Below are 23,587 nucleotides of genomic sequence, written 5' to 3'. Positions count from 1 at the left end.
AGGCAGCTCATGCGCGTTTTCAGCGTTCCCGTCTCAGTTCCGTTCCTGCGCACGGTCGTATCAAGCCTGCTCGACGGCCGGCTGGTCGATGGTTTCGAGGCGCGTAGCGAGCCGGCGCGGCTTGCGGATGCCACGCTCTATTTGCCGACGCGGCGCGCCATGCGCGTCGTCCGCGAGATCTTCCTCGACGAGATGCAGGCGGACGCGGCGGTGCTGCCGCGCATCGTCGCGCTCGGCGACATCGACGAGGACGAACTCGCCTTCACGGGCGAGGCCGAACAGTTTTCCGGCGCGACGCAACTCGACGTTCCGCCGCGGCTGGGCGAGCTGGAACGGCGGCTGACGCTGGCGCGCCTGGTCGCGGCCTGGGCCAAGGGCCCGGTGCTGGCGCCGCTGGTGGTTGGCGGTCCTGCCTCGACGCTGGCCCTGGCCTCCGATCTCGCACGCCTGATCGACGACATGGTCACGCGCGGCGTCGACTGGAGCGCGCTCGATGGCCTCGTGCCGGACCAGCTCGATCAATACTGGCAGCACTCGCTCGAATTCCTGCGTATCGCCCGCATCGCCTGGCCCGGTCACCTCGCCGAGATCAACCGGATCGAGCCTGCTGCGCGGCGCGATCTTCTGATCGCGGCCGAAGCGAAACGGTTGACGGCGCACCCCGGCGGTCCCGTGATCGCAGCTGGCTCGACCGGCTCGATGCCGGCCACCGCGAGATTCCTCCAGGCGGTCGCCTCGCTGCCGCATGGCGCAGTGGTGCTGCCGGGGCTCGATACCGATCTCGACGAGGACGCCTGGCGGACCATTGGCGGCGTGCGCGATGCGCTGGGCAAATTCGTTGAGCATCCGGAGTCGAACCATCCGCAATACGCCATGCACGCGTTGCTAGAGCGCTTTGGCATCAAGCGCGGCGATGTCGACATCCTCCAGCCACCAGCGAAAGGCGGCCGCGATCTGCTGGCCTCCGAATCGATGCGGCCGTCCGCCAAGACGGAGATCTGGCACGACCGCCTGAAGCAACCGGACGTGGCTGCGAAGATCACCGGCGGCATGGCCAATCTCGCAGTGGTCGAAGCCCAAAATCCCGAGATGGAAGCGCTCGCGATCGCGATCGCGATGCGCGAGGCGCGTCATCTCGACAAGTCGGCGGCGCTGGTGACGCCGGACCGCGCGTTGGCGCGGCGGGTGATGGCCGCGCTCACGCGATGGAACCTCGCTTTCGATGATTCCGGCGGCGACGTGCTGATGGAAACCTCCGCCGGCAATTTCGCGCGCCTCGCGGCGGAGGCAGCGACCAAGGGGTTGGAGCCGCCGACGCTGCTGGCGATGCTGAAACATCCGCTGTGCCGGCTCGGCCGGCCATCTGGCGCGTGGAAGGCGGCGGTCGAGGGTCTGGAGCTTGCCGTCTTGCGCGGCACGCGACCGCCCGCGGGGACCGCAGGCCTGTTGCGTGAATTCAACCGTTTTCGCGAGGAACTCGCAAAGCTGTGGCGCAGCGAAGTTTCTGCGCTGCATCGCGCAGAGCCGCGCGCGCGTCTCAAGACGGAGGATCTCGATCGCATCCAGGCGCTGATCGATGTCCTGCAAAAGGCTGTGGCGCCGATCGAGACCCTGGCATCATCGAAACCGTATGATTTCGCCGAGCTCGCGCACCGGCATCGCGAGATCCTGATCGAGCTGTCGCGCGACGAGCAGGGCGTTCCGCTGGCCTTCGAGCAGCGCGAAGGCCTCGCGCTCGCCGCCGCCTTTGACGATCTCTTGCGCAGCGGTACGACCAGCGGATTGATGGTGCCGCTGCCGGATTATCCGGACGTCTTCCAGACCGCGTTCAGCGATCGCGCGGTGCGGCGGCCGGACAGACCGGGCGCACGGCTTCACATCTACGGTCCGCTCGAATCGCGCTTGATGCAGGCCGACCGCGTCATCGTCGGCGGCCTGATCGAGGGCGTCTGGCCGCCGGCGCCGCGCATCGATCCCTGGTTGAGCCGGCCGATGCGGCACGAGCTCGGCCTCGATCTGCCGGAGCGGCGCATCGGCCTCTCCGCCCACGATTTTGCCCAGCTGCTCGGCGCCGACGAGGTGATTCTCACCCATTCCGCCAAGGCCGGTGGTGCACCGGCGGTGGCCTCGCGTTTCCTGCACCGGCTTGAAGCGGTCGCGGGCGATGCGCACTGGAAGGCCGCGAAACAGGCCGGCGAGATATATGTGCAGTTCGCCGGCGCGCTGGACCAGCCCGCCGAAGTCACGCCGATCAAGCAACCGGAGCCGCGGCCGCCGCGCGCGACGCGGCCGCTCAGACTTTCGGTCACCGCGATCGAGGACTGGCTGCGCGATCCCTACACGATCTATGCAAAACATATTCTACGGCTCGACACGCTCGATCCGGTCGACATGCCGCTGTCGGCTGCCGACCGCGGCTCGGCAATCCACGATGCGCTGGGCGAATTCACCGAAACCTATGCAACCCAGCTACCCGAGGATCCCGCCCGCGTGCTGCGTGCGATCGGCGAAAAGTATTTTGCGCCGCTGATGGAGCGCCCCGAGGCGCGGGCGCTGTGGTGGCCACGCTTCCAGCGCATCGCGCGCTGGTTCGGCGAATGGGAGACCGCGCGCCGCGACGCGATCGAGACAATCGTCGCGGAGACAAGCGGCGAGATCTCGATCCCGCTCGACCATGAGCGCAGCTTCCGCCTCTCCGCGCGCGCCGACCGCATCGAGCGGCGCCAAGGCGGCGGCTATGCCATCCTCGACTACAAGACCGGCCAGCCGCCGACCGGCAAGCAGGTCCGCATGGGCCTGTCGCCGCAGCTCACCCTGGAAGCAGCGATCCTGCGCGAGGGTGGTTTTCCCGAGATCGACGCCGGCTCGTCGGTGAGCCAGCTCGTCTATGTGCGCCTGAGCGGCAACAATCCGCCGGGCGAGGAGCGCATCCTCGACCTCAAGATCAAACAGGGCGACGAGCCGCAGCCACCGGACACCGCGGCCGCTGAGGCGCGGGCCAAGCTTGAGGCGCTGATCCGCGCCTTCGAGGATGAGAACCAGGCCTACACCTCGCTGAACCTGCCGATGTGGACCAACCGCTACGGCGCCTATGACGACCTCGCCCGCATCAAGGAATGGTCCGCGGCGGGCGGACTGGGGATCGAGGAATGGTGAAGGCGCCCCGCCCCATCCCGGATGAGGTGCGCGCGCGGCAGGCGCGCGCCTCCGATCCGACCGCATCCGCCTTCGTGTCCGCCAATGCCGGCTCGGGCAAGACCCATGTGCTGGTGCAGCGCGTGATCCGCCTGCTGCTTTCGGGCGTGCCGCCGGAAAAAATCCTCTGCATCACCTTCACCAAGGCCGCCGCCGCCAACATGGCCGAGCGCGTGTTCACCACGCTCGGTCATTGGGTGACGCTGGACGATGCCGCGCTTGATGCGGCGATCCGCGCGGTCGGCATCCCCCACCCCAACCCGAAGCTGCGGCGCGAGGCGCGAAAACTGTTCGCCTGCGCGCTGGAGACGCCGGGCGGCTTGAAGGTGCAGACCATCCACGCGCTATGCACGCGCCTGCTCCAGCAGTTTCCGTTCGAGGCCAACGTGCCGGCGCGCTTCGCCGTGATCGACGAGCGCGACCAGACCGACATGATGGAACGCGCCAACCTGAAGGTGCTGCTGGAGGCTGCGCGCGATCCCGAGAGCGTCACCGGCCGCGCGCTGCTGACGGCGATGGCGAATGCCGCCGACGTCACCTTCAAGGAGGTCGTGCGCGAGGCTTGCCTCAGCCGCGACCATTTCATGGCCTGGACCGACGAAGCCGGCAGCGCCGAAGCCGCTGCCGCGGAGATGGCGGCGGTGCTGGGCGTCGATGTGAGCGACCGCATGGAGGATATCGAGAGCGAGATCCTCGATGGTCCGTTCCTGCCCCGATCGCGCTGGGACGAGATCGCCTTTGCGCTGGAGGATGGCAGCAAATCCGACAACGACCAGGCCGGCCGTCTGCGCGAGGCAAAAGCCTTTTCAGGAAGTGCGCAGGTCGATGCCTATCTCGGCGTCTTCCTCACCGACGAGAAGCTGCCGCGCAAGGCGGTGCTGACCAAGAAGTTCTGCGATCAAAATCCGTCCGTCGCCCGCCTGTTCGAGGCCGAGGTGCAGCGTATTATTGGGCTGATCGAAAAGCGCCGGGCGATAGCCGTGCGCGATCGCACCGCAGCTCTGCTGCATATCGCGACGGCCGCTGCCGCAAATTACCGGCGTGAGAAGCGGGAGCGCGGCCTGCTCGACTACGACGACCTGATCGACAAGACGCTGGCGATGCTCAACCGCGTTTCTTCGGGCTGGGTGCATTACAAGCTCGACCGCGGCGTCGATCATGTCCTGATCGACGAAGCCCAGGATACCAGCCCGCGGCAATGGGACATCGTCGCGCATATCATCTCGGAATTCACCGCCGGCGAAGGCGCGCGCGAGGGGCTGAACCGCACGGTTTTCGCCGTCGGCGACGAGAAGCAGTCGATCTTCTCGTTCCAGGGGGCAGCGCCGCACGAATTCGACGCGCGCCGGCGCGAACTGCATCGCAAGTTCACCGCCGCCGGGCTGAAATTCGACCCGGTCGCCTTCACCTACTCGTTCCGCTCGGGCGCGACGATCCTGCACTCGGTCGACCACGTGTTCCGCGAGCCGGAGATCTACAAGAGCATCCATTCGGCCGCGATCGGCCATCCCCTGCACAATGCGCTCGGCGATGCCGGTCCAAGCACAATCGAGCTGTGGGACCTCGCCGAAGCCGATGACCGGCAGGACATCGAGGGCTGGCGCGCGCCGTTCGATGGCGTCGCAGTCACCAGCCCCGAGGTGAAGCTCGCCCGCCGTATCCAGACCGAGATCAAGCGGCTGGTGGAGAGCGGCACGCTGACGGGACACGAGGGCGAGCGGCGCCCGCTGCGCTACGGCGACATGCTGGTCCTGGTGCGCCGTCGCGGCAATGCGTTCGACGCCGTGATCCAGGCATTGAAGCACGCCAATGTTCCGGTCGCCGGCGCCGACCGGCTGAAACTCACCGAGCACATCGCGATCATCGATCTGATGAACCTCGCCGATGCGCTGCTGCTGCCGCGGGACGACCTCGCGCTCGCGGTCGCGCTGAAAAGCCCGCTGTTCGGGCTCGATGACGACGATCTGTTCAGGCTTGCCTGGGACCGCAAGGGATCGCTGCGCCGCGCGCTTGCTGAGCACGCGTCCGAAAGCGACAAGTTCGCCGCGGCGCTGAGGCGCCTGCAGGCTTGCGAGACACGCTCGCGCGACGAGACACCGTTCGCCTTCTATGCCTGGCTGCTGGGCGGCGACGGCGGACGCGCGCGCATCCTGCGCCGCCTCGGCTTTGAGGCCAACGACGCGCTCGACGAGTTTCTGGAGCTCGCACTGAACTACGAGCGCAAGGCGCCGGCTTCGCTGCAAGGCTTCATGGCGTGGCTGCGCTCGGCCGACACCGAGGTGAAGCGCGACATGGAGATCTCGCGCGACGAGGTGCGGGTGATGACCGTGCACGGCGCCAAGGGCCTGGAGGCCTCCGTCGTGTTCATGGTCGACACCACGTCTTCGCCCGCGGACACGCAACGCCTGCGGCTGATCCAAGTGCCGCGCGGCGATGGCGGCGAGATCGTGGTATGGGCCGGCCGCAAGGCGGACGATCCAATGCCCGTCGTCGAGGCGCGCAAAGCCATGCTCGAACAGACGGAGGACGAATACCGCCGCCTGCTCTATGTCGCGATGACGCGCGCGGCCGATCGCCTGGTCGTCGGCGGCTGCATGCCCGGCAACATGAAGACGGTCCGCAAGCTCAGCTGGTACGACCTGATCGACAAGGGCCTCGCCGGATCGGACCTAGAGAAGCAGGTGGTCGAGACGCCGCTCGGCAAGGTGACGCGCTTTGCCCGGCCGGAGGACGTGGCGGCGAGCGGCACCCCCGCGACTGCGGTGGACCAGACGATCGCATTGCCGGCCTGGCTGCGGGCGGCGGCGGCGCGCGAGACCATCGACGAGGATCCGGTGCGTCCTTCCGGTCAGGCCGCCGAGGAGGGCCGCCCAGTCCGGACCAGCGAATCGGTCCAGACCCGCGCGCTTGCGCTGCAACGCGGCACGCTGGTGCACCGGCTGCTGCAATCGCTGCCGGACATCGCCATCGCGCGCCGGCGCGACGCAGCGCTCGGCTTCATGGCGCGCAACGCCTCCGATTGGACGGAGGCTGACCGCGCCGCGCTCGCCGACAAGGTGCTCGCGCTGATCGCCGAGCCGCGATTCGCGCCCGTCTTTGCCGCCGGCAGCCGGGCAGAGGTCGCCATCGTCGGCCGGCTGGAGCGGCCGGGCCGGTCGCCGGCGCTGGTGTCGGGGCAGATCGACCGGCTGGTGGTCACGTCGGACGAGGTCCTGATCGTCGATTTCAAGACCAACCAGAGCCCGCCCAGGAGCGCCGCCGAGGCGCCCGCGACCTATATCCGGCAGCTTGCGCTGTACCGGGCGGTGCTTGCCCGGCTTTATCCCCAAAAGCCGATCCGCGCCGTGCTGCTCTGGACCGAGGCCCTTGAATACGTGGAGATTTCCGCGCCCGCGCTGGACGCGGCGCTGGCATCTCTTCATCTCAGTGTGAGCGTCCTTGACCCGGCAAGGACCCATTCATAGGTTGACGCCATGATCTCAGGCGCGATTCTCGTCGCGCCCTTCTCTCAGGTACGAGGTATCTCCATGGCCGTTGGTAAGGTTTCCGATTCCGATTTCGAAGCCGAGGTGCTCAAGGCGAACGGCCCGGTGGTCGTGGATTTCTGGGCCGAATGGTGCGGCCCCTGCCGCATGATCGCCCCCGCGCTCGACGAGATCGCCGGCGCGATGGGCGACAAGATCAAGATCGTCAAGCTCAACGTCGACGAGAGCCCGAAGACCGCGTCGAAGTATGGCGTGATGTCGATTCCGACCCTGATGATCTTCAAGGGCGGTGAGATGGCTTCCCGCCAGGTCGGCGCAGCGCCGAAGGCGAAGCTTCAGCAGTGGATCACCTCCGCGGTCTGATCCGCTCCGCGGCAACGATTATTTTTCGACAACGGCCGGCGAAATGCCGGCCGTTTGCGTTGAAGGGGCATGTCCTGCGTATCATGAGACGCTTTTGACGAGCCTTGTCCTTGCCCGCCCCTCCCCGAAAGCGCACGCGCAAATCGACCTCGCTCGTTGCGATGGAAGCGCGGTCGGTCGATGCGATCCCGCGCGGCGCGGAGTGGCAGTACGAACCGAAATGGGATGGCTTTCGCTGCCTGCTCTCGCGCGATGGCGACCACGTCGATCTGCGCTCGAAATCCGGCGAGGATCTGGCGCGCTATTTTCCTGAAGTCGTTGCTGCGGCCCTGAAGCTGAAAGCAGATCGTTTCACGCTGGACGGCGAGATCGTCGTGCCGCACGGCAAGGGCTTCTCCTTCGACGCGCTGTTGCAGCGGATCCATCCCGCCGAGAGCCGCGTGAAGAAGCTCTCTCAGGAAACGCCGGCGCTTTATCTCGTCTTCAGCCGGTGGTCGACCGAGCGTTCGGCAAAGTGGTGCCCGCTCAAGCCGAAGCTCGTGGTCGAAGTCTGCTACGACCATTTCACTGGCCAGCGCTTTCGGCACGGCACTTCGATCCTGCGCTGGCGCCCCGACAAGGCGCCGCGGCAATGCACCTTCGAGCAGTTGAAGCAGAAGGCGGCCGATCCGATGAAGCTGCTGCCGCAGCCGTAGGTCGAATCGACCCGCCGAACCGTGCTTGGGACGAGCGCCCCCATAGGGCTGCCGCACGCTCGGCAAACCTTGGTGGGCCCTGTTTTCATGCCGATCCTGTTTCAGCAATCTTGGCGAGGGCTGCAAGAACCTCCGGAAAATCGGACGCGACCGCGGGACCGACCTCGGCAGCGCCGGGCCCGTTCGCTTGGGTCGCATAAACGATGCGGGTGCGCCCCGCGCCAAGGGATTCGATGCGATGCTCGACCGTAATCGTAAGCGATCCGACGCGGGTCTCATCCACGAAGCATTCGTTCTCGCGAACTTCGATCAGCCTTGATCGAAGCGCATCCTGCCCGGGAGGCTTCATCGTGAACCACGTTCCTGTCGCGAACGGCCCATCGATCTCGATGTGTTCGATGCCGGCGTTCCAGGTCTTCCATCCAGGCACGTCGTGGAAGATGCTCCAGACCACGTTCGGGGTCGCCGATGTTTCGATCCCGTATTCTGCGCGCCAGGTCTCTTCGTGGTTCATTGCGAAGTCTCCCATGACTAACGCGCATTCTACATGCGCGCTTGTCACATGTGTCAATCGGTAGAGTGCGGACGCCTTGTCGCAAAGGCAGCCGGCTTATCCGATCCAGCCCGTGGCCAAGGCGGACGCGAGCGTAGGCTGGCCGTTTTTGCGCGCCAGCTCCGCCATCGAATCGTGATCGTAGGGTACCTGGCGGAACATCACGCACCAGCCTTCGTGGACAAGCTCCAGGATCGCGTAGCGCGCGTGCGGCGTGCCGGCTTCGACGACATGGGGAAACGGATGCACGTCGCGATAGCCGGGGCTGCCCACGCTGCCGGGATTGACGATCAGCCGACCGTCACGCAGCCGCACGCTACGGGCGAGATGCGTGTGGGCGCAAAGGATCAGGGACTGCGTGACGCCTTGCGCGAATTGTTCGATGCGATCCAGCGGCGACATCGCGACCGTGCCGTCAGGATGCACGGTGTCGAGCCAATAGATCTCGTCATTGTCCGGCGTCGCGTGGCAAAGGAAGACCCGGTCGCGAAATACGTGTGTCATGGGCTGGGCGCGCAGCCAGCCGAGATGCGCAGCATCGAGCTGCGCATGCGCAGGGCGGTCCCACGAACCCATCTTCTCCGGGGGACGGTCGAGCAGATAGCGGTCGTGATTGCCGAGCACGTGCACGGCCTCGAGTGTCATCAGAATGTCGATGGTCCGCCGCGCATCGAGCGGCCCGCTCAGCATGTCGCCGAGATTGACGATGTCGGCAATGCCCTGTGCCCGGATGTCGGCAAGCACGGCTTCCAGCGCGAGGTAGTTTCCATGGATGTCGGCAATCGCGGCAAAGCGCATTGGCATTCTCACTCGTGCCCCGGAGACGATATCGTAGCCCGGATGGAGCGAAGCATAATCCGGGGCCTCCATTGCTTCCGGCACAACCACGGATTTCGCTTCGCTCCATCCGGGCTACGCAATCCCTATGCAGGAGGCGTGCCGTTGATGGCGAGCACGTGGCCGGCGAGATAGAGCGAGCCGGTGATCAGGATGCGCGGCGGCACCTCGTAGGCGAGCTTCGCCAAGGCGCGCAGCGCGGCCTCGACGCCGGGGGCGATCTCGACGCGCATGCCGAGGCTGCGCGCGGCATCCGTGACGCGGTCCACCGGCATCGCATTCTCGGTGTCGGGAATCGGCACCGCGATGATGTGGCGGGTAAGGCCGGCGAAATTGGCGAGAAACGCTTTCGCGTCCTTATTGGCCATCATGCCTGATATCACGACCAGCGGCCGCGACACCCGCTCCTCGAGATCGCCGAGCGCCGCCGCCGCGACGCGGCCGCCCTCGGCATTGTGGCCGCCGTCGAGCCAGATCTCCGATCCCTGGGGTCCCCAGGCGAGCAGCTCGCCCGACGTGATGCGCTGCATCCGCGCCGGCCATTCGGCACCGACGATGCCGGCCTCGAACGCCGCTTGATTGACCTTGAAAACGTTGGTGGCGCGCAACGTCGCGATCGCAAGCCCGGCATTGTCGAACTGGTGACGGCCGAACAGCCGCGGCGCGGCGAGATCCATCAGGCCGCGTTCGTCGGAATAGACCAGCCGTCCGTGCTCGACGTTGACATGCCAGGCTTCGCCGGCGGCAAACAGCGGCGCGCGCATGCGCCGGGCCTGCGCCTCGATCACGGCCATCGCTTCCGACGGCTGCTCGGCCGAGACCACCGGCACGGCGCGCTTGATGATCGCGGCCTTCTCGCCGGCGATCGAGGCGAGGGTATCGCCGAGAAAATCCATGTGATCCATGCTGACCGGCGTGATTACACAAGCGGCCGGCGTCTCGATCACGTTGGTCGAGTCGAGGCGTCCGCCGAGGCCGACCTCGAGCAGCACCGCATCGGCCGGATTCTGCGCGAACAGAAGAAAGGCGGCCGCGGTCTTGAGCTCGAATACGGTGGCGGCCTCGCCGGCGTTGACGCGCTCGACTTCTAGCAGGGCCGCACGCAATTCGTCGTCGCTGACCAGCACGCCGCCTCCGGCACGGCCGAGCCGGAAACATTCGTTGATCCGCACCAGATAGGGCGAGGTATAGGCGTGGACGCGCAGGCCCGCGGCTTCCAGCGTTGCACGCAGATAGGCGAGCGTCGAACCCTTGCCATTGGTGCCGGCGATATGAATTACCGGTGGCAGCTTGCGCTCGGGATGGCCGAGCCGTTCGAGCAGGCGGTGCATCCGCTCCAGCCCGAGATCGATGCGCTTCTGGTGCAGGGCCGACAACCGCCCGATCAATTCACCGAGCGATGGCTTTGCGCTGTCCGCGGAGCCGTTCACGCGTGCGGCGCGGCCGGCGCCACGTCGGCGGCCGACACGATCTGGGCCGGGCTGGCGACCGGCTGCGCCGATTTCGACACGGTCTCGAGCGCCGGCGATCTGGTCAACAGACGGCAGAGCCGCGCCAGCGTCGGACGCAAATCATGGCGGTGCACGACCATGTCGACCATGCCGTGCTCTTTCAGATATTCGGCGCGCTGGAAGCCCTCGGGGAGCTTTTCCCGAATCGTCTGCTCGATCACGCGCGCCCCGGCAAAGCCGATCAGCGCACCCGGCTCGGCGATCTGCACGTCGCCGAGCATCGCGTAGGATGCGGTGACGCCGCCGGTGGTCGGATTGGTCAGCACGACGATGTAAGGCAGCTTCGCCTCACGCAGCATCTGGATCGCGACGGTGGTGCGCGGCATCTGCATCAGCGACAAGATGCCTTCCTGCATGCGCGCGCCGCCCGACGCCGCGAACACGATGAACGGCGACTTCTTCTCGACCGCGAGCTCGAGCCCGCGCACGATGGCCTCGCCCGCGGCCATGCCGAGCGAGCCGCCCATGAAATCGAAATCCTGCACCGCGACGACGACGGCGGCGCCCTCGAGCCTGCCATAGCCGACCTTGATCGCATCGTTCAAATTGGTCCGGGCGCGCGCATCCTTGATGCGGTCGACATATTTCTTCTCGTCACGGAACTTGAGCGGATCGGGGGTGACGTCGGGCAATGCGACGTCGAACCACGTCTCGTTGTCGAAGATCGACTTCAGCCGCGCCACCGCGCCCATGCGCATGTGGTAGTTCGAGCCGGGAATGACGAACTGGTTGGCCTCGACGTCCTTGTAGAACACGAGCTGTCCGGAATCCGGGCATTTGATCCACAAATTCTCCGGCGTCTCCCGCCGCAGGATGTTGCGAATTTTCGGCCGAACCACATTGGTGAGCCAGTTCATGGTTTGCTCCGATGTGCGATTCCGCTTCGGGATCGCCTGAAGGGATATATGGCCGCGGGACCCTGCCCCGGCAAGCCGCCGTGTCGCCCGCCCTGAGAGCGGAATTGTGGCCTATTCCGCCGCCGCTCGCGCGCCCCTGACGCCCTCCGCCAGAGACGCGGTCAATTCAGCGACGGCGCTAACGGTTTTGCCGGTTGCCCGGCCGTCGGCATCGAGGCTGCTCCTGAGCGAATCGACCAGCGCGGTGCCGACCACGGCGCCGTTGGCATGCGAGGCGATGGAGCGGGCGGTCTCCGGCGTGCGGATGCCGAAGCCGACGCAGACCGGCAATTTGGTGTGCCGCTTGATCCGGGCAACCGCCTCGCTGACGGCGGTGGAGTCGGCAGCCGCCGCACCGGTGATGCCGGTGATCGAGACATAGTAGACGAAGCCCGAGGTGTTCGCGAGCACCGCGGGCAGGCGCTTGTCGTCGGTCGTCGGCGTCGCCAGGCGAATGAAGTTGAGGCCGGCCTTCATCGCAGGCAGGCAGAGCTCGTCATCTTCCTCGGGCGGCAGGTCGACGATGATGAGGCCGTCGACGCCGGCGGTCTTTGCGTCTGCGAGAAACTTGTCGACGCCGTAGATGTAGATCGGATTGTAGTAGCCCATCAGCACGATCGGCGTGGCGTGGTCGTCCTTGCGGAAGCCGTGCACCAGCTCCAGCGTCTTCTTCAGCGTCATGCCGGCCTTGAGCGCGCGCAGGCCCGCGGCCTGGATCGACGGACCGTCGGCCATCGGATCGGTGAAGGGCATGCCGATCTCGATCACATCGGCGCCCGCCTTCGGCAGCGCCTTGATGATCTCCAGCGACGTCGCCGGATCGGGATCGCCGGCCATCAGGAAAGTGACAAAGGCCGAGCGTCCCTGCTGCTTCAGCTCGGCAAAACGGGTGTCGATACGCGTGGTCATGGTTTCGCGGCCACTGTGCTATACCTCTCCCCTCCGGGGAGAGGTCGGCTGCGGAGCAGCCGGGTGAGGGGGATGGAAAGATTCAAGTCGAGGGCGCGAAGGCTCCGCGAGTCGCAGACGAGCGCCGAAGCAAAGCTTTGGCAGGCGCTGCGCAACAGGCAGCTCGCCCGCTGGAAATTTCGTCGCCAGCATCCGGTCGACCGGTATGTCGTCGACTTCGTGACGCTGGACGGAAAGCTGATCGTGGAGGTCGATGGCGTCACGCACTCCGGCCCCTCGGAGATCGAGCGCGACAAGGTTCGGACCGAGGTGCTTGAAGCCTGCGGCTTCCTCGTGCTTCGCGTGTCCAACACGGATGTGTACGAAAACCTTGAAGGCGTGGTTGAGCTCATTGAAACATCGCTAAGGTTCGAGTGAGTGGAAAGACCCCTCACCCGGCTGCTGCGCAGCCGACCTCTCCCCTGCGGGGAGAGGTGAAGAAAGCGCGACACGCTCCTCACTTGGCCCTGCCTCTCAGGATTTCGCCGACCTGCGGCACGTCCTTGTCGCCGCGGCCGGAGAGATTGACGACCATCAGGTGATCCCTGGGCCGTTTCGGCGCGAGCTCCATCACCTTGGCGATGGCATGCGCCGGCTCGAGCGCGGGGATGATGCCTTCGAGCCGCGACAGCAGCTGGAATGCGGCCAGCGCCTCATCGTCGGTCGCCGAGAGATATGTCACGCGCCCGGTCTCGTGCAGCCAGGAATGCTCCGGGCCGATGCCGGGATAGTCGAGACCGGCCGAGATCGAATGCGCGTCCTGGATCTGGCCGTCTGCGTCCATCAAGAGATAGGTGCGGTTGCCGTGCAGCACGCCGGGGCGGCCGCCCGCAATCGACGCCGCATGCAATTGCGTGAGCCCGTGGCCCGCGGCCTCGACACCGAAGATTTCGACCGAGGGATCGTCGAGGAACGGGTGGAACAGGCCCATTGCGTTGGAGCCGCCGCCGATGCAGGCGACCAGCGAATCCGGCAGGCGGCCTTCCATTTCCTGCATCTGCACTCTGGTTTCGTTGCCGATGATCGACTGGAAGTCGCGCACCAGCGTCGGATAGGGATGCGGACCCGCCACCGTGCCGATGCAGTAGAAGGTGTTGTGCACGTTGGTGACCCAGTCGCGCAGCGCCTCGTTCATGGCGTCCTTGAGCGTGCGCGTGCCGGACTGCACCGGCATCACCTTGGCGCCCAGCATCTCCATGCGGATGACGTTGGGCTGCTGCCGCTCGACGTCGACGGCGCCCATATAGACCACGCATTCGAGACCGAAGCGCGCGCACAGCGTCGCGGTGGCGACGCCGTGCTGGCCGGCGCCGGTCTCGGCTATGATGCGCTTCTTGCCCATGCGCCGCGCCAGCATGATCTGGCCGAGCACGTTGTTCACCTTGTGCGAGCCGGTGTGGTTGAGCTCCTCGCGCTTCAGATAGATCTTTGCGCCGCCGAGATGCTCGGTCAGGCGCTCGGCGAAATACAGCGGCGAGGGCCGGCCGACATAGTGCTTGAGATAGCCGTTCATCTCGGTTTGGAAGGCCGGGTCGGCCTTGGCGTCGGTGTAGGCCTTTTCCAGGTCGAGGATCAGCGGCATCAGGGTTTCGGCGACGAAGCGGCCGCCGAAGATGCCGAAATGGCCGCGCTCGTCGGGGCCGCTGCGATAGGAGTTCGGTTTGGCGATATTCATCGGACGCTCAACTCTTGCGTGGCGCGCGCGGCGCGAATGAAGGCTTTGATCAGCTCAGGGTCCTTCACGCCCGGGGCGCTCTCGACACCGGAGGACACGTCGACGCCGCCGGCGCCGGTGACGCGAACGGCCTCGGGGAGGTTCTGCGCATGCAGGCCGCCGGAGACCATGTAGGGCAGGCTCAGCTGAAGGTTTTCGAGCAGGCGCCAGTCGAAGGGCGCACCGAGGCCGCCGGGCCGGGTCGCGTCTTTCGGCGCGCGCGCGTCGAACAGGATGCGGTCGGCAATTGCGGCATAGCCGGGCAGCACGGCGAGATCGGCAGCGGTTGCGACCGGCACGACTTTCATCACCGGGCGACCGAACCGCTGCTTGATGTCGCGCAGCCGCGCCACGCTTTCCTTGCCGTGAAGCTGGAGGATATCGGGTGACAGCGCGTCCATGATGTTGTCCAGCGTCGCGTCGTCGGCATCGACGGTGAGCGCGACCCTGAGCGCACGCGCGTTGACCTGGCGGCTGAGCTCACGCCCCAGCTCCAGCGATAGATGCCGCGGCGACGGCGGAAAGAACACGAACCCCACCATATCCGCGCCCGCGTCGAGCGCCGCTTCGAGCGTCTCGCGCGTGGACAGGCCGCAGATTTTGACGAGCAGGGACATGGTCTCAAAGCAAATGGCGGCCGCGGGCCGCGGCTGGAGAACCGGGTTTTCGGTTGCGGCCGCTTCTACAACGTCGCGCGCTGCTTGTCTCGCCCGATGGGCCCGTAAAGGCCCATCCCGGAGGGGGCTGGAAGGCGCTGCGGATCCGGCCGCGCCGGGGCCGTCGAGGCCCGCAAATCGGCGAGCTCGGCCCTGGCGGTGCGCGCATCCGCCTCATGCCGTCGCGCCGCCCGCCGCCAGTGCCGCTGGCCGAACCAGACCGCAGAGCCGCCGGCCAGGACACCCAGCGCCGCCACCAGGATCAGGAGCAGGAACAGCGGCAGCGTGATCGACAACGACGGATCGTTCGAAATGAAGGGATCGAACGAGACGGTGACGAAATGCCGGTTGGCGACGGCGAAAACCACCAGGAGCAGGCCCAGCGGAATCACGATCAGCGCGGTCAGGAACTTTCGCATCTGGCTTCGCTCGCCTTGAATCAAGCGTCCGGTCGCATCGCAGCGACCCTGGGAAATCCTGACGCCGGCCTCAGTCGGGCGCGCCCGGATCCGGATGGTCGCGATTCAGCCGCTCGCGCATTTCCTTGCCGGTCTTGAAGAACGGAACGCTCTTCTGATCGACAGGGACATGGGCGCCGGTGCGTGGATTGCGCCCGGCGCGCGCGGGGCGATGCTTGACCGAAAAGGCACCGAAGCCGCGCAGCTCGACGCGGTCACCGCGTGCGAGGGCCGCTACGATCTCTTCGAGAATCGCATTCACAATGTTCTCGACATCCCGCTGGTACAGATGCGGGTTGTGCTCGGCGATACGCTGAACAAGTTCGGATTTGATCATCGAGAGATAGGACCCGGGAGCGTGCGGATGACCATTTCCGTGAAAATACCTTGATCTGTCAAGACGCTAAATCAAGGTTGAGCGTCGTGAAAATGCGTGACAAATGCCAAAAAAGCAGGCTGGCCGGCCACCCGCAGCGCGGGAATAAGCTCCGCCGCTCGCGCGGTTCCAGTCAATTCGACGCCGCCGGCTGCCACAAGGCCAGCATTCCATCCATTCCGAAGCGGTCGACCGCCTGCACGACGCCGGTTTGCCCGATCTGGTGCGCAATCGGGCCTAAACCCAGCGCTTCCAGCGTGACGGCGGCGGCCGTCTTGAGGAACGGCAGATCGCTGAAGCGCGGCTGAAGCTTGTAGTCGCGCACGTTAAGCCCCTTCTTGACGCCCTTCTGCTCGACCAGCCAGCTCACCGCCGTCTTCTCGTCGCCGATCTGGTCGATCAGCTTGAGATCGATCGCCTGGCGCCCGGTGAAGACGCGGCCATCGGCAACTTTTTCGAGCTGCGTGTCATCCATGCCACGCCGCTCCTTCACCAATCCCTTGAACCAGGCGAAGGAATCCTTCACCAGCGCGTCGAGCGCGGCGCGCGCTTCGGGACTGGTCGGCTCGAAGCCGTTGGGCGCGGCCTTCAGCGGCGAGGACTTCACCTCCTCGACCTTGACGCCGATCGTCTTCAGGAGCTCGGTGACATTGGGATACTGGAACAGCACGCCGATCGAGCCGACCAGCGAGCTCTGCTGGGCGATGATGTGATCGCTGGCAATCGCTGTGATGTAGCCGCCGGAAGCGGCGAGACCTTCGACCACGACGACCAGCGGCTTCTTCGCCTTGAGCCGCACCAGCGAGTCGTAGAGCTGCTCGGAGCCGGCGGTGGTACCGCCCGGCGAGTTGATGTGGATGATGACGGCGGCGGCCTGCGAGTTTTCGAGCCGCTCTAGCGCCTGGGTGCGGTCGGAATCGCTGCGGATCAGGCCATCGATCTGCACACGCGCGATCGAGCCTGCGGACACGAAGGTGCCGCGTGCACCAGGCGTCGCGATCAGCGCAAAGCCTGCAATCGCCGCGATCGCGATCAGCGCGGCGAAGACTCGCCAGAAGGTCAGCTTGCGGCGGATCCTGCGACGATCGACGATGATGTCCGAATCGAGCGACATCGGAATATCTCCAAATGAAAGGCCAGGCGCGTTGTGCCGTCACAGCGTGACCATTAGCCTATCTGGATACATCAATTGCGGCGCAATTTGAAGAAGACAAGGTTGGTAGCCGCGTAGCCTGGATGGAGCGCAGCGTAATCCGGGACGCCTTCAATCGCGGAAACACCCGGATTTCGCTGCACTCCATCCGGGCTACCGTCGCAACAAAAAAGCCCCGGCTCGCGCCGGGGCTTTGATGCTCGCGAAACAGGCGTTTCGCTTACTTGTCGCGGTTCTTGAGCGCGGTGCCGAGGATGTCGCCGAGCGTCGCCCCCGAATCGGAGGAGCCGTACTGCGCGATGGCTTCCTTCTCTTCGGCAACTTCGAGCGCCTTGATCGACACCTGGACCTTGCGGGCCTTCTTGTCGAACTGGATCACCCTGGCATCGACCTTCTCGCCGACGGCAAAGCGTTCGGCGCGCTGGTCGTTGCGATCACGGGCAAGCTCCGAGCGCTTGATGAAGGTCGAGAAGTCGGTACCGGTGATCTTCACCTCGATGCCGCTCTCCTTCACTTCGAGCACTTCGCAGGTCACGACCGCGCCCTTCTTGACATCGCCCGGCTCGGCGAAGGGGTCGCCTTCGAGCTGCTTGATGCCGAGCGAGATACGCTCCTTCTCGACGTCCACATCGAGCACCACGGCTTTCACCACGTCGCCCTTCTTGTAGTTGTCGATCACCTGCTCGCCCGGAAGCTTCCAGTCGAGGTCGGAGAGATGGACCATGCCGTCGACGTCGCCTTCGAGACCCAGGAACAGGCCGAACTCGGTCTTGTTCTTGACCTCGCCCTCGACCGTCGAACCGGTCGGATGACCTTCGACGAAGACCTCCCACGGGTTGCGCATGGTCTGCTTGAGCCCGAGCGAGATGCGGCGCTTGACGGAATCGACTTCCAGCACCTGCACTTCGACTTCCTGCGAGGTCGAGACGATCTTGCCGGGGTGCATGTTCTTCTTGGTCCACGACATCTCGGAGACGTGGATCAGGCCTTCGATGCCCGGCTCGAGCTCGACGAACGCGCCGTAGTCGGTGATGTTGGTGACGCGGCCGGTGAAGCGTGCACCCAGCGGATACTTGGCTTCGATGCCCTGCCACGGATCATCCAGCAGCTGCTTCATGCCCAGCGAGATGCGGTGCGTCTCGTGGTTGATCTTGATGATCTTGACCTTCACGGTCTGGCCGATCGACAGCACCTCGGTCGGGTGGTTGACGCGACGCCAGGCGATGTCGGTGACGTGCAGCAGGCCGTCGATGCCGCCGAGATCAACGAACGCACCGTAATCGGTGATGTTCTTGACCACGCCGTCGATGACCTGACCCTCTTCGAGGTTCTGCACCAGCTCCTGACGCTGCTCGGCGCGGGTCTCTTCCAGCACCGTGCGGCGGGAGACGACGATGTTGCCGCGGCGGCGGTCCATCTTGAGGATCTGGAACGGCTGCGCGTTGTTCATCAGCGGCGCAACGTCGCGGATCGGACGGATGTCGACCTGCGAGCGCGGCAGGAAGGCCACGGCGCCGTCGAGGTCGACGGTGAAGCCGCCCTTGACCTGGTTGAAGATGACGCCGGTGACCTTTTCGTTGTTCTGGAACGCCTTCTCGAGCTTGCCCCAGCTTTCTTCGCGGCGCGCCTTGTCGCGCGACAGCACGGCTTCGCCGAGGGCGTTCTCGATCCGATCGAGGAACACTTCCACCTCGTCGCCGACCTTGAGCTCGCTGTCACGGCCGGGGCCCGAAAATTCGCGCAGCGCGACGCGGCCCTCGGTCTTCAGGCCGACGTCGATGACGGCCATGTCCTTTTCAATTGCAACTACCTTGCCCTTGATGACGGAGCTTTCCTGCAGGTTGCCACCGGCGAAGGACTCGTCGAGCATCGCGGCGAAATCGTCGCGCGAGGGGCTGTAGGTATCAGCAGAAATCGAAGCCATTTGTTCTCCAGTTGCGGATGTCTTGCCGGCCGTTGGGTTCATGGGCGTATCGGGCGCGCAGTGTCGGAAGGTCCGCAGAACCTTCGAGCGACCGCTCGCTGCTCCGGCTGGCACCGGAACCGCGGAAGCGGGCCGGCTGAGGCCCGCGCGTTCGAAACGTGGAATCTTTTGTCCGGAGCCTGGATCGCGCCGGTCCCAAACAGGGACCGAGGTATCGACCTCAAAGAGCGGGAGCGGGCGCTTCCTCCAATGACGACCGCGGCTTAACCCCGCGGACGGCCCGCTCGAACGGCCTCGATAATGTCGATGGCGGCTCGGACGCCGCCTTCTATATCCAGTTGGGAGTTATCTAGCAAGTAAGCATCGAGGGCGGGCTTCAGGGGGGCGATCGGGCGATTCTTGTCCCGCTCGTCGCGCTGGATGATGTCGGCAAGCACGGCCGCCTCGTCCGCCTCCTCGCCCCTCGCCTTGGCCTCCATGGTCCGGCGGCGCGCTCGCACCCGGGGGTCTGCGACAACGAAAATCTTCACGTCGGCATGAGGGCAGATCACGGTTCCAATGTCCCGGCCGTCCAGTACTGCCCCTGGCGGGTCGGCGGCGAACTGCCGCTGGAAATTGACCAAGGCTTCGCGAACCTTGGGGATTGCCGAGACGATCGAGGCGCCCTCGCCGACCTTCTGGGTCTTCAGGGCGGGATCACCGAACTTTTCGGGATCGAGTTCCAGCGCCGCCGCGACCGCTGCCGCTTCGTCCCGCAGATCATGCCCGGACTGCATCAGCGCGTAGGCGACCGCGCGATAGATCACGCCGGTATCGAGGTGACGATAGCCGTAATGGTGGGCCAGCCGCTTGCCGAGCGTCCCCTTGCCCGACGCCGCAGGCCCGTCGATGGCGATGATCATGTCACTCAAACCTTGGCTGTGTGGGGCCCGCGGGCGCGTCGCAATGGCCGCTCTTCGGTAAAGATGTTGCGAGACGCGAATTCAGCGGGACTCGCATAGGTGAGATATTCGCGCATCGCATCGGACGGAGACGACGCGGTGAACCACGGCTCGGCAAGGCGCCGCGCCGGATCGCATACCCATGCCGGCACCTGCCCGAGGCGGCGCTGTTTTGCCAGATATTCGGCGATCGCGCCGACCAGGGCGTCGAGCCGATCGTTCCGCGTCAGGACTGGCTCGTCTTCGATCGTCTCGTATTGAGCGCGGCTCGTCCCGGCCAGATCGAACGCGTCGAGGAATTCAGCCAACGTGGCGTCCTGGGGCGCGCCGGCGCAAATGCGATCGACGGCTTCAGCGAGGGTATTCGGGCGCATCCGCTCCTCCCTCCAGATCCATGTTCTTCAGCAGGAAGCGCTGCTTTTCCGGGGACGCCGCGCTCACTGGAAAATACCGGCCCAGCAACGCGATGGCTTCCTCTGCTCCCGAGATTCCAACCACTTTCATCAAATTCAAGATATCCAGCCGCTCGGTCTCGCCGCGAACGGGATCAGTGACCCGAAATGCCTTCAATTTCAACGCCAGCAGATATGCGGCGGACGGCACCGAGACCTCAAGTCCCGGCGTCGTTCCGTCGCGCGGGAAGGTCCCAAATTCCAGATGGTCGGCAGCATGGTCAGCGAGCGGGCTAAGGTGAAAGGCGACCTGATCGTTGAACCAGTTGGGGTCCCAACCATTTCTTGCAGCGATTTCTGCTGTCGCGTGATCGAGCCAATCCGGCAGCGGGTACTCGAGTTTCGAGACGTCAACATCCTCGGTCGCAAAGCGGAAATTGCTGGCGAGCATGAGAGCGGAGCCGCCATAGACTGCGATCTGAAGCTTGGCTCCCGCGCCGGCCGCAGCCCGACCGATGGAATCGAAGGCGTCGAGCAAGGCATCGCGGTCGAAGGCTGCGCTCATGGCGGCGGCCTCATGAAAACTCGGCCCCTAGCGAACGCATCATCGGAATGAAATCCGGAAAGCTGGTGGCGATGAAGGCGGTGTCGTCGACGGTGACCGGCTGATCGGACGCGCAACCCATCACCAGCGCCGACATGGCGATACGGTGGTCCATGTGGGTGGCGACGAGGCCGCCGCCAGGGACGTGACCGCGGCCCTCGACGATCAGATCATCGCCGGAGACCTCGACCTTCACGCCGTTGACGCGCAGCATCTCGGCGGTGGCTTCGAGCCGGTCGGATTCCTTGACCCGCAGCTCCTGCAGGCCGCGCATGATCGTGGTGCCTTCGGCGAAAGAGGCCGCCACCGCCAGCACCAGATATTCGTCGATCATTGAGGGCGCGCGCTCCGGCGGCACCTCGACGCCGCGCAGTTTCGAGGCGCGCACCCGCAACTGCGCCATCGGCTCGCCGGCATCGCCGCGAACTTCGCCTTCCTCGATCGAGGCGCCCATTTCACGCAGCGTGGTGAACAGGCCGGTCCGCAGCGGATTGGTCATGACGTCGGACAGGGTGACGTCGGAGCCTTCGACGATCAGGGCGGCGACGACCGGAAACGCCGCCGAGGACGGATCGGCCGGCACCACGACGACGGCGCCATGCAGTTCAGGCTGTCCCACCAGTGCAACGCGACGGCCGTGCCGGCCCTCCTGCGTCGAGGTGATGTCGGCACCAAAATGCTTCAACATCAGCTCGGTGTGGTCGCGGCTGGCTTCGGTCTCGATGACGGTGGTCGTGCCCGGCGCGGCCAGGCCCGCGAGCAGCACGGCCGATTTGATCTGGGCCGAGGCCACCGGGGTTTTGTATGTGATCGGCAGGGGATCGCGCGCGCCCTGGACGGTCAGCGGCAGACGGCCGCCCTCGCCGCCGGAAACGACCTTGGCACCCATCTTTTCGAGCGGGTCCAGGATCCGGCGCATCGGACGGGTGCGGAGCGAGGCGTCGCCATCGAACACCGCCGAAATCGGGCAGCCGGCAACGGCGCCCATGACCAGCCGGCAACCCGTGCCGGAGTTGCCGAAATCGAGCGCCGCCTTGGGCTGGGCAAAGCCGGCCACGCCCACGCCGTTCACCTTCCAGGCAAAATCGCCGGTGCGTTCGACCCTGGCGCCCAAGGCCTGCATGGATTTCGCGGTATTGAGGACGTCCTCGCCCTCGAGCAGGCCGGAAATCCGGGTCTCGCCGACCGCCAGCGCGCCCAGGATGAGGGCGCGATGGGAGATCGACTTGTCCCCGGGCACCCGTACTTTCCCGGTCAGGGGACCGCTGGTGCGAGACTTGAGCGGCCTCGGTTGGTCGGAATGGGTCAAGATTGTGTCCTTGGATCTGCCCTCAAGCGGCGGGAGCGCAGGTACCACATGGTCCGTGCTCCGTCACGGCATGTCGTTCTCCCGTAATGCGCTATTGACAGCGGGCCGCCAACTAGCCAAGTGAAACACCGCTTTTCAGACATTCCAGGATTTCTCTGCCGTGGCCAAGTCCGAACTCGGAACTAAACGTATTTGCCCGACCACGGGCAAAAAGTTCTATGACCTCAACAAGAGTCCGGTGATCTCGCCGTACACGGGCGAAGTCGTGCCGATCGCCCCGCTGGCGCCGGCCCGTGCGACCCGCGGGGCAGAAGCGAGGCATGCTCCAGCCGCCGACACCACGCCCGAGCCGGCGGAGGCCGAAGAGTTGGTCTCGCTCGAGGAAGCCGACGCCGAGGAGAACACCGGCAAGGTCAAGGCCGTCGTGCCCGAATCCGAGGACGACATCGAAGCCGACGAGACCATCGAGGACGATGACGACGATGATTCGACCTTCATCCCCGACGACGAAGAGGGTGATGAGGACGTGACCGACATCATTGGTGATGTCGGCGGTGACGAAGAGACTTGAGATAATTCCAGAACTGTGGTTCTGGGTCTTTCCCGACGCGTCGCCCAAGGCGCGTCGGACGGTTAAGGGGCCATAGCTCAGCTGGGAGAGCGCTTGCATGGCATGCAAGAGGTCGGCGGTTCGATCCCGCCTGGCTCCACCACGCTTCGCCCTTCGGGCTACGCGTGGCGCAGCCGCGCAGAGCCCGAAGGGTGAAGCGTGGTGTCCGGCCAAGCCCGAAGGGCGAAGACGGACTGGTGACACACCCACCTAGCGACTACCCAGGCGATAGCCGTCAATGTGGTAGGTCTACATCCTCCGCAGCATCGAATTTCCCGAGCAGGAATACATCGGGGCCACGGAAGATTTGAAGCGGCGGGTGCCGGAACACAATGCCGGGAAATCCAGCCATACTGCCAAGTTCAAGCCTTGGAAGTTGATTTGGTACTGCGCTTTCGCCGACAAATACAAAGCACTTGCGTTTGAAAGATATTTGAAATCTCACTCGGGCCAAGCCTTCACGAAGAATCGGCTTCTTTGACGAACCTCCCTACTCCCCGATCACGGCGTTGAGCCTGTCGCGCAACGCGACGATTTCGTCCTTCATCGTCACCAGTTCCGATACCGAGCAGTCCGATGCCGCCAGGATCGACTGCGGCACGGCGCGTGCTTTTTCCTTCAGCGCATGGCCCTGCGGTGTCAGCGCGATCAGCACCAGGCGCTCGTCCTCGCTGGAGCGCGTGCGCCTGACCAGATGAGCGGCCTCCAGACGCTTCAGCAGTGGGGTCAGTGTCCCTGAATCGAGAAACAGGCGTTCGCCGATGTCCTTGACCGGCACATCGTCGCGCTCCCACAGCACCAGCATCACCAGATATTGCGGATAGGTCAGGCCGAGCCGGTCGAGCAGCGGCTTGTAGACGCGGTTAAAGGCGTGCGCGGCCGAATAGACCGCAAAGCAGATCTGGTTATCGAGCCGCAGCGGCGCGTCCGCCGCCGATTGTTTGCGAGCCATGTTCGATCTCTCGAG

23 protein-coding genes and 1 tRNA gene are annotated in these 23,587 nt (G+C 65.4%); 8 read left to right on the top strand and 16 right to left on the bottom strand.

Annotated elements, in window-relative coordinates; translation table 11 throughout:
• Positions 1-9 precede the first annotated feature (9 nt).
• The 4 genes from addB (at position 10) to GWG65_RS12090 (ending at position 7,738) form a co-directional block, all read left to right on the top strand.
• On the top strand, positions 10-3,156 hold the full coding sequence (addB, locus tag GWG65_RS12105) for a double-strand break repair protein AddB (protein WP_275195794.1): 3,147 nt from the start codon (positions 10-12) through the stop codon (positions 3,154-3,156).
• Positions 3,150-6,659, top strand: coding sequence for a double-strand break repair helicase AddA (gene addA, locus GWG65_RS12100; RefSeq protein WP_275195793.1), 3,510 nt, complete (start codon positions 3,150-3,152; stop codon positions 6,657-6,659). The genes addB and addA overlap by 7 nt, the downstream gene beginning before the upstream one ends.
• Positions 6,660-6,722: 63 nt before the next feature.
• The gene (gene trxA, locus GWG65_RS12095; RefSeq protein WP_275195792.1) at positions 6,723-7,043 is read left to right on the top strand and encodes a thioredoxin; all 321 of its coding nucleotides are present in this window, start codon (positions 6,723-6,725) and stop codon (positions 7,041-7,043) included.
• A gap of 161 nt (positions 7,044-7,204) precedes the next feature.
• Positions 7,205-7,738, top strand: a complete 534-nt coding sequence (locus GWG65_RS12090; protein ID WP_275195943.1) for a hypothetical protein — start codon at positions 7,205-7,207, stop codon at positions 7,736-7,738.
• A gap of 85 nt (positions 7,739-7,823) precedes the next feature.
• On the opposite strand, the gene GWG65_RS12085 is transcribed toward GWG65_RS12090, so the two are convergent.
• From GWG65_RS12085 to trpA, 5 genes are all read right to left on the bottom strand, one after another.
• Positions 7,824-8,252 carry an SRPBCC family protein gene (locus tag GWG65_RS12085; RefSeq protein WP_275195791.1) on the bottom strand — a complete coding sequence of 143 codons (429 nt, stop codon included), beginning with the start codon at positions 8,250-8,252 and terminating at the stop codon, positions 7,824-7,826.
• 96 nt (positions 8,253-8,348) lie between these two features.
• The gene (locus GWG65_RS12080; RefSeq protein WP_275195942.1) at positions 8,349-9,089 is read right to left on the bottom strand and encodes a metallophosphoesterase family protein; all 741 of its coding nucleotides are present in this window, start codon (positions 9,087-9,089) and stop codon (positions 8,349-8,351) included.
• Positions 9,090-9,214: 125 nt separating this feature from the next.
• Positions 9,215-10,558: a folylpolyglutamate synthase/dihydrofolate synthase family protein gene (locus GWG65_RS12075; RefSeq protein WP_275195790.1), complete on the bottom strand. Its 1,344-nt coding sequence runs from the start codon at positions 10,556-10,558 to the stop codon at positions 9,215-9,217.
• Positions 10,555-11,496, bottom strand: coding sequence for an acetyl-CoA carboxylase, carboxyltransferase subunit beta (gene accD / locus GWG65_RS12070; RefSeq protein WP_275195789.1), 942 nt, complete (start codon positions 11,494-11,496; stop codon positions 10,555-10,557). Before accD ends, GWG65_RS12075 begins: the two co-directional genes overlap by 4 nt.
• A 111-nt stretch (positions 11,497-11,607) precedes the next feature.
• Positions 11,608-12,444 (bottom strand): tryptophan synthase subunit alpha, encoded by an 837-nt coding sequence (gene trpA, locus GWG65_RS12065; RefSeq protein ID WP_275195788.1) that lies wholly within the window; start codon positions 12,442-12,444, stop codon positions 11,608-11,610.
• A gap of 72 nt (positions 12,445-12,516) precedes the next feature.
• Here trpA and GWG65_RS12060 point away from each other — a divergent pair, with 72 nt between their 5' ends.
• Complete coding sequence (locus GWG65_RS12060) at positions 12,517-12,861, top strand: DUF559 domain-containing protein (protein WP_275195787.1); 345 nt, start codon at positions 12,517-12,519, stop codon at positions 12,859-12,861.
• A gap of 79 nt (positions 12,862-12,940) precedes the next feature.
• Here GWG65_RS12060 and trpB read toward each other — a convergent pair whose 3' ends face one another.
• The 10 genes from trpB to aroA all read right to left on the bottom strand — a co-directional run bounded on the left by trpB (position 12,941) and on the right by aroA (position 22,010).
• Complete coding sequence (gene trpB, locus GWG65_RS12055; protein ID WP_275195786.1) at positions 12,941-14,158, bottom strand: tryptophan synthase subunit beta; 1,218 nt, start codon at positions 14,156-14,158, stop codon at positions 12,941-12,943.
• Positions 14,155-14,814 (bottom strand): phosphoribosylanthranilate isomerase, encoded by a 660-nt coding sequence (locus GWG65_RS12050; RefSeq protein WP_275195785.1) that lies wholly within the window; start codon positions 14,812-14,814, stop codon positions 14,155-14,157. Before GWG65_RS12050 ends, trpB begins: the two co-directional genes overlap by 4 nt.
• A gap of 65 nt (positions 14,815-14,879) precedes the next feature.
• On the bottom strand, positions 14,880-15,272 hold the full coding sequence (locus GWG65_RS12045) for a lipopolysaccharide assembly protein LapA domain-containing protein (RefSeq protein WP_275195784.1): 393 nt from the start codon (positions 15,270-15,272) through the stop codon (positions 14,880-14,882).
• Between the two features lie 70 nt (positions 15,273-15,342).
• A complete protein-coding gene (locus GWG65_RS12040; protein WP_007598410.1) occupies positions 15,343-15,648 on the bottom strand; it encodes an integration host factor subunit beta in 306 nt (101 codons plus the stop codon).
• 172 nt (positions 15,649-15,820) lie between these two features.
• The gene (sppA, locus tag GWG65_RS12035) at positions 15,821-16,801 is read right to left on the bottom strand and encodes a signal peptide peptidase SppA (protein ID WP_275195783.1); all 981 of its coding nucleotides are present in this window, start codon (positions 16,799-16,801) and stop codon (positions 15,821-15,823) included.
• A gap of 259 nt (positions 16,802-17,060) precedes the next feature.
• Positions 17,061-18,764 carry a 30S ribosomal protein S1 gene (rpsA, locus tag GWG65_RS12030; RefSeq protein ID WP_187436007.1) on the bottom strand — a complete coding sequence of 568 codons (1,704 nt, stop codon included), beginning with the start codon at positions 18,762-18,764 and terminating at the stop codon, positions 17,061-17,063.
• A gap of 263 nt (positions 18,765-19,027) precedes the next feature.
• The gene (gene cmk / locus GWG65_RS12025; protein WP_275195782.1) at positions 19,028-19,666 is read right to left on the bottom strand and encodes a (d)CMP kinase; all 639 of its coding nucleotides are present in this window, start codon (positions 19,664-19,666) and stop codon (positions 19,028-19,030) included.
• A gap of 5 nt (positions 19,667-19,671) precedes the next feature.
• Positions 19,672-20,079, bottom strand: coding sequence for a hypothetical protein (locus tag GWG65_RS12020; RefSeq protein ID WP_275195781.1), 408 nt, complete (start codon positions 20,077-20,079; stop codon positions 19,672-19,674).
• On the bottom strand, positions 20,057-20,662 hold the full coding sequence (locus GWG65_RS12015; RefSeq protein WP_275195780.1) for a hypothetical protein: 606 nt from the start codon (positions 20,660-20,662) through the stop codon (positions 20,057-20,059). The genes GWG65_RS12020 and GWG65_RS12015 overlap by 23 nt, the downstream gene beginning before the upstream one ends.
• Before the next feature lie 10 nt (positions 20,663-20,672).
• A complete protein-coding gene (gene aroA, locus GWG65_RS12010) occupies positions 20,673-22,010 on the bottom strand; it encodes a 3-phosphoshikimate 1-carboxyvinyltransferase (protein ID WP_275195779.1) in 1,338 nt (445 codons plus the stop codon).
• 160 nt (positions 22,011-22,170) lie between these two features.
• On the opposite strand from aroA, the gene GWG65_RS12005 reads away from it, so the two are divergent.
• The 3 genes from GWG65_RS12005 to GWG65_RS11995 all read left to right on the top strand — a co-directional run bounded on the left by GWG65_RS12005 (position 22,171) and on the right by GWG65_RS11995 (position 23,101).
• Positions 22,171-22,581, top strand: a complete 411-nt coding sequence (locus GWG65_RS12005; RefSeq protein ID WP_275195778.1) for a TIGR02300 family protein — start codon at positions 22,171-22,173, stop codon at positions 22,579-22,581.
• 66 nt (positions 22,582-22,647) lie between these two features.
• A tRNA-Ala gene (locus GWG65_RS12000) sits at positions 22,648-22,723 on the top strand.
• A 150-nt stretch (positions 22,724-22,873) separates the two neighbouring features.
• Entirely contained in the window at positions 22,874-23,101 is a 228-nt protein-coding gene (locus GWG65_RS11995) for a GIY-YIG nuclease family protein (RefSeq protein WP_275195941.1), read from the top strand.
• 9 nt (positions 23,102-23,110) lie between these two features.
• Here the strand turns inward: GWG65_RS11995 and GWG65_RS11990 are convergent, their stop codons facing one another.
• Positions 23,111-23,572, bottom strand: a complete 462-nt coding sequence (locus GWG65_RS11990; RefSeq protein ID WP_275195777.1) for a MarR family transcriptional regulator — start codon at positions 23,570-23,572, stop codon at positions 23,111-23,113.
• Positions 23,573-23,587: the final 15 nt, after the last annotated feature.

Origin of the sequence: Bradyrhizobium sp. CSA207 (assembly GCF_029051685.1) — a bacterium.
Taxonomy (GTDB): Bacteria; Pseudomonadota; Alphaproteobacteria; order Rhizobiales; family Xanthobacteraceae; genus Bradyrhizobium.
Note: the sequence above shows the minus strand (reverse complement) of the source record. Positions and strands in the feature narration are given on the sequence as shown.

Excerpts from the sequence above, each read along its gene's own strand:
- GWG65_RS12045 (WP_275195784.1), bottom strand. The coding sequence starts at position 15,272 with ATGCGAAAGTTCCTGACCGCGCTGATCGTGATTCCGCTGGGCCTGCTC.
- accD (WP_275195789.1), bottom strand. The coding sequence starts at position 11,496 with ATGAACTGGCTCACCAATGTGGTTCGGCCGAAAATTCGCAACATCCTG.
- GWG65_RS12040 (WP_007598410.1), bottom strand. The coding sequence starts at position 15,648 with ATGATCAAATCCGAACTTGTTCAGCGTATCGCCGAGCACAACCCGCAT.
- addA (WP_275195793.1), top strand. The coding sequence starts at position 3,150 with ATGGTGAAGGCGCCCCGCCCCATCCCGGATGAGGTGCGCGCGCGGCAG.
- GWG65_RS12015 (WP_275195780.1), bottom strand. The coding sequence starts at position 20,662 with ATGAGCGCAGCCTTCGACCGCGATGCCTTGCTCGACGCCTTCGATTCC.
- trpA (WP_275195788.1), bottom strand. The coding sequence starts at position 12,444 with ATGACCACGCGTATCGACACCCGTTTTGCCGAGCTGAAGCAGCAGGGA.
- GWG65_RS12060 (WP_275195787.1), top strand. The coding sequence starts at position 12,517 with ATGGAAAGATTCAAGTCGAGGGCGCGAAGGCTCCGCGAGTCGCAGACG.
- trxA (WP_275195792.1), top strand. The coding sequence starts at position 6,723 with ATGGCCGTTGGTAAGGTTTCCGATTCCGATTTCGAAGCCGAGGTGCTC.
- sppA (WP_275195783.1), bottom strand. The coding sequence starts at position 16,801 with ATGTCGCTCGATTCGGACATCATCGTCGATCGTCGCAGGATCCGCCGC.
- GWG65_RS12050 (WP_275195785.1), bottom strand. The coding sequence starts at position 14,814 with ATGTCCCTGCTCGTCAAAATCTGCGGCCTGTCCACGCGCGAGACGCTC.
- rpsA (WP_187436007.1), bottom strand. The coding sequence starts at position 18,764 with ATGGCTTCGATTTCTGCTGATACCTACAGCCCCTCGCGCGACGATTTC.
- addB (WP_275195794.1), top strand. The coding sequence starts at position 10 with ATGCGCGTTTTCAGCGTTCCCGTCTCAGTTCCGTTCCTGCGCACGGTC.
- trpB (WP_275195786.1), bottom strand. The coding sequence starts at position 14,158 with ATGAATATCGCCAAACCGAACTCCTATCGCAGCGGCCCCGACGAGCGC.
- GWG65_RS12020 (WP_275195781.1), bottom strand. The coding sequence starts at position 20,079 with ATGCGCCCGAATACCCTCGCTGAAGCCGTCGATCGCATTTGCGCCGGC.
- GWG65_RS12080 (WP_275195942.1), bottom strand. The coding sequence starts at position 9,089 with ATGCGCTTTGCCGCGATTGCCGACATCCATGGAAACTACCTCGCGCTG.
- cmk (WP_275195782.1), bottom strand. The coding sequence starts at position 19,666 with ATGATCATCGCCATCGACGGGCCTGCGGCGTCGGGCAAGGGGACGCTC.
- GWG65_RS12085 (WP_275195791.1), bottom strand. The coding sequence starts at position 8,252 with ATGAACCACGAAGAGACCTGGCGCGCAGAATACGGGATCGAAACATCG.
- GWG65_RS12090 (WP_275195943.1), top strand. The coding sequence starts at position 7,205 with ATGGAAGCGCGGTCGGTCGATGCGATCCCGCGCGGCGCGGAGTGGCAG.
- GWG65_RS11990 (WP_275195777.1), bottom strand. The coding sequence starts at position 23,572 with ATGGCTCGCAAACAATCGGCGGCGGACGCGCCGCTGCGGCTCGATAAC.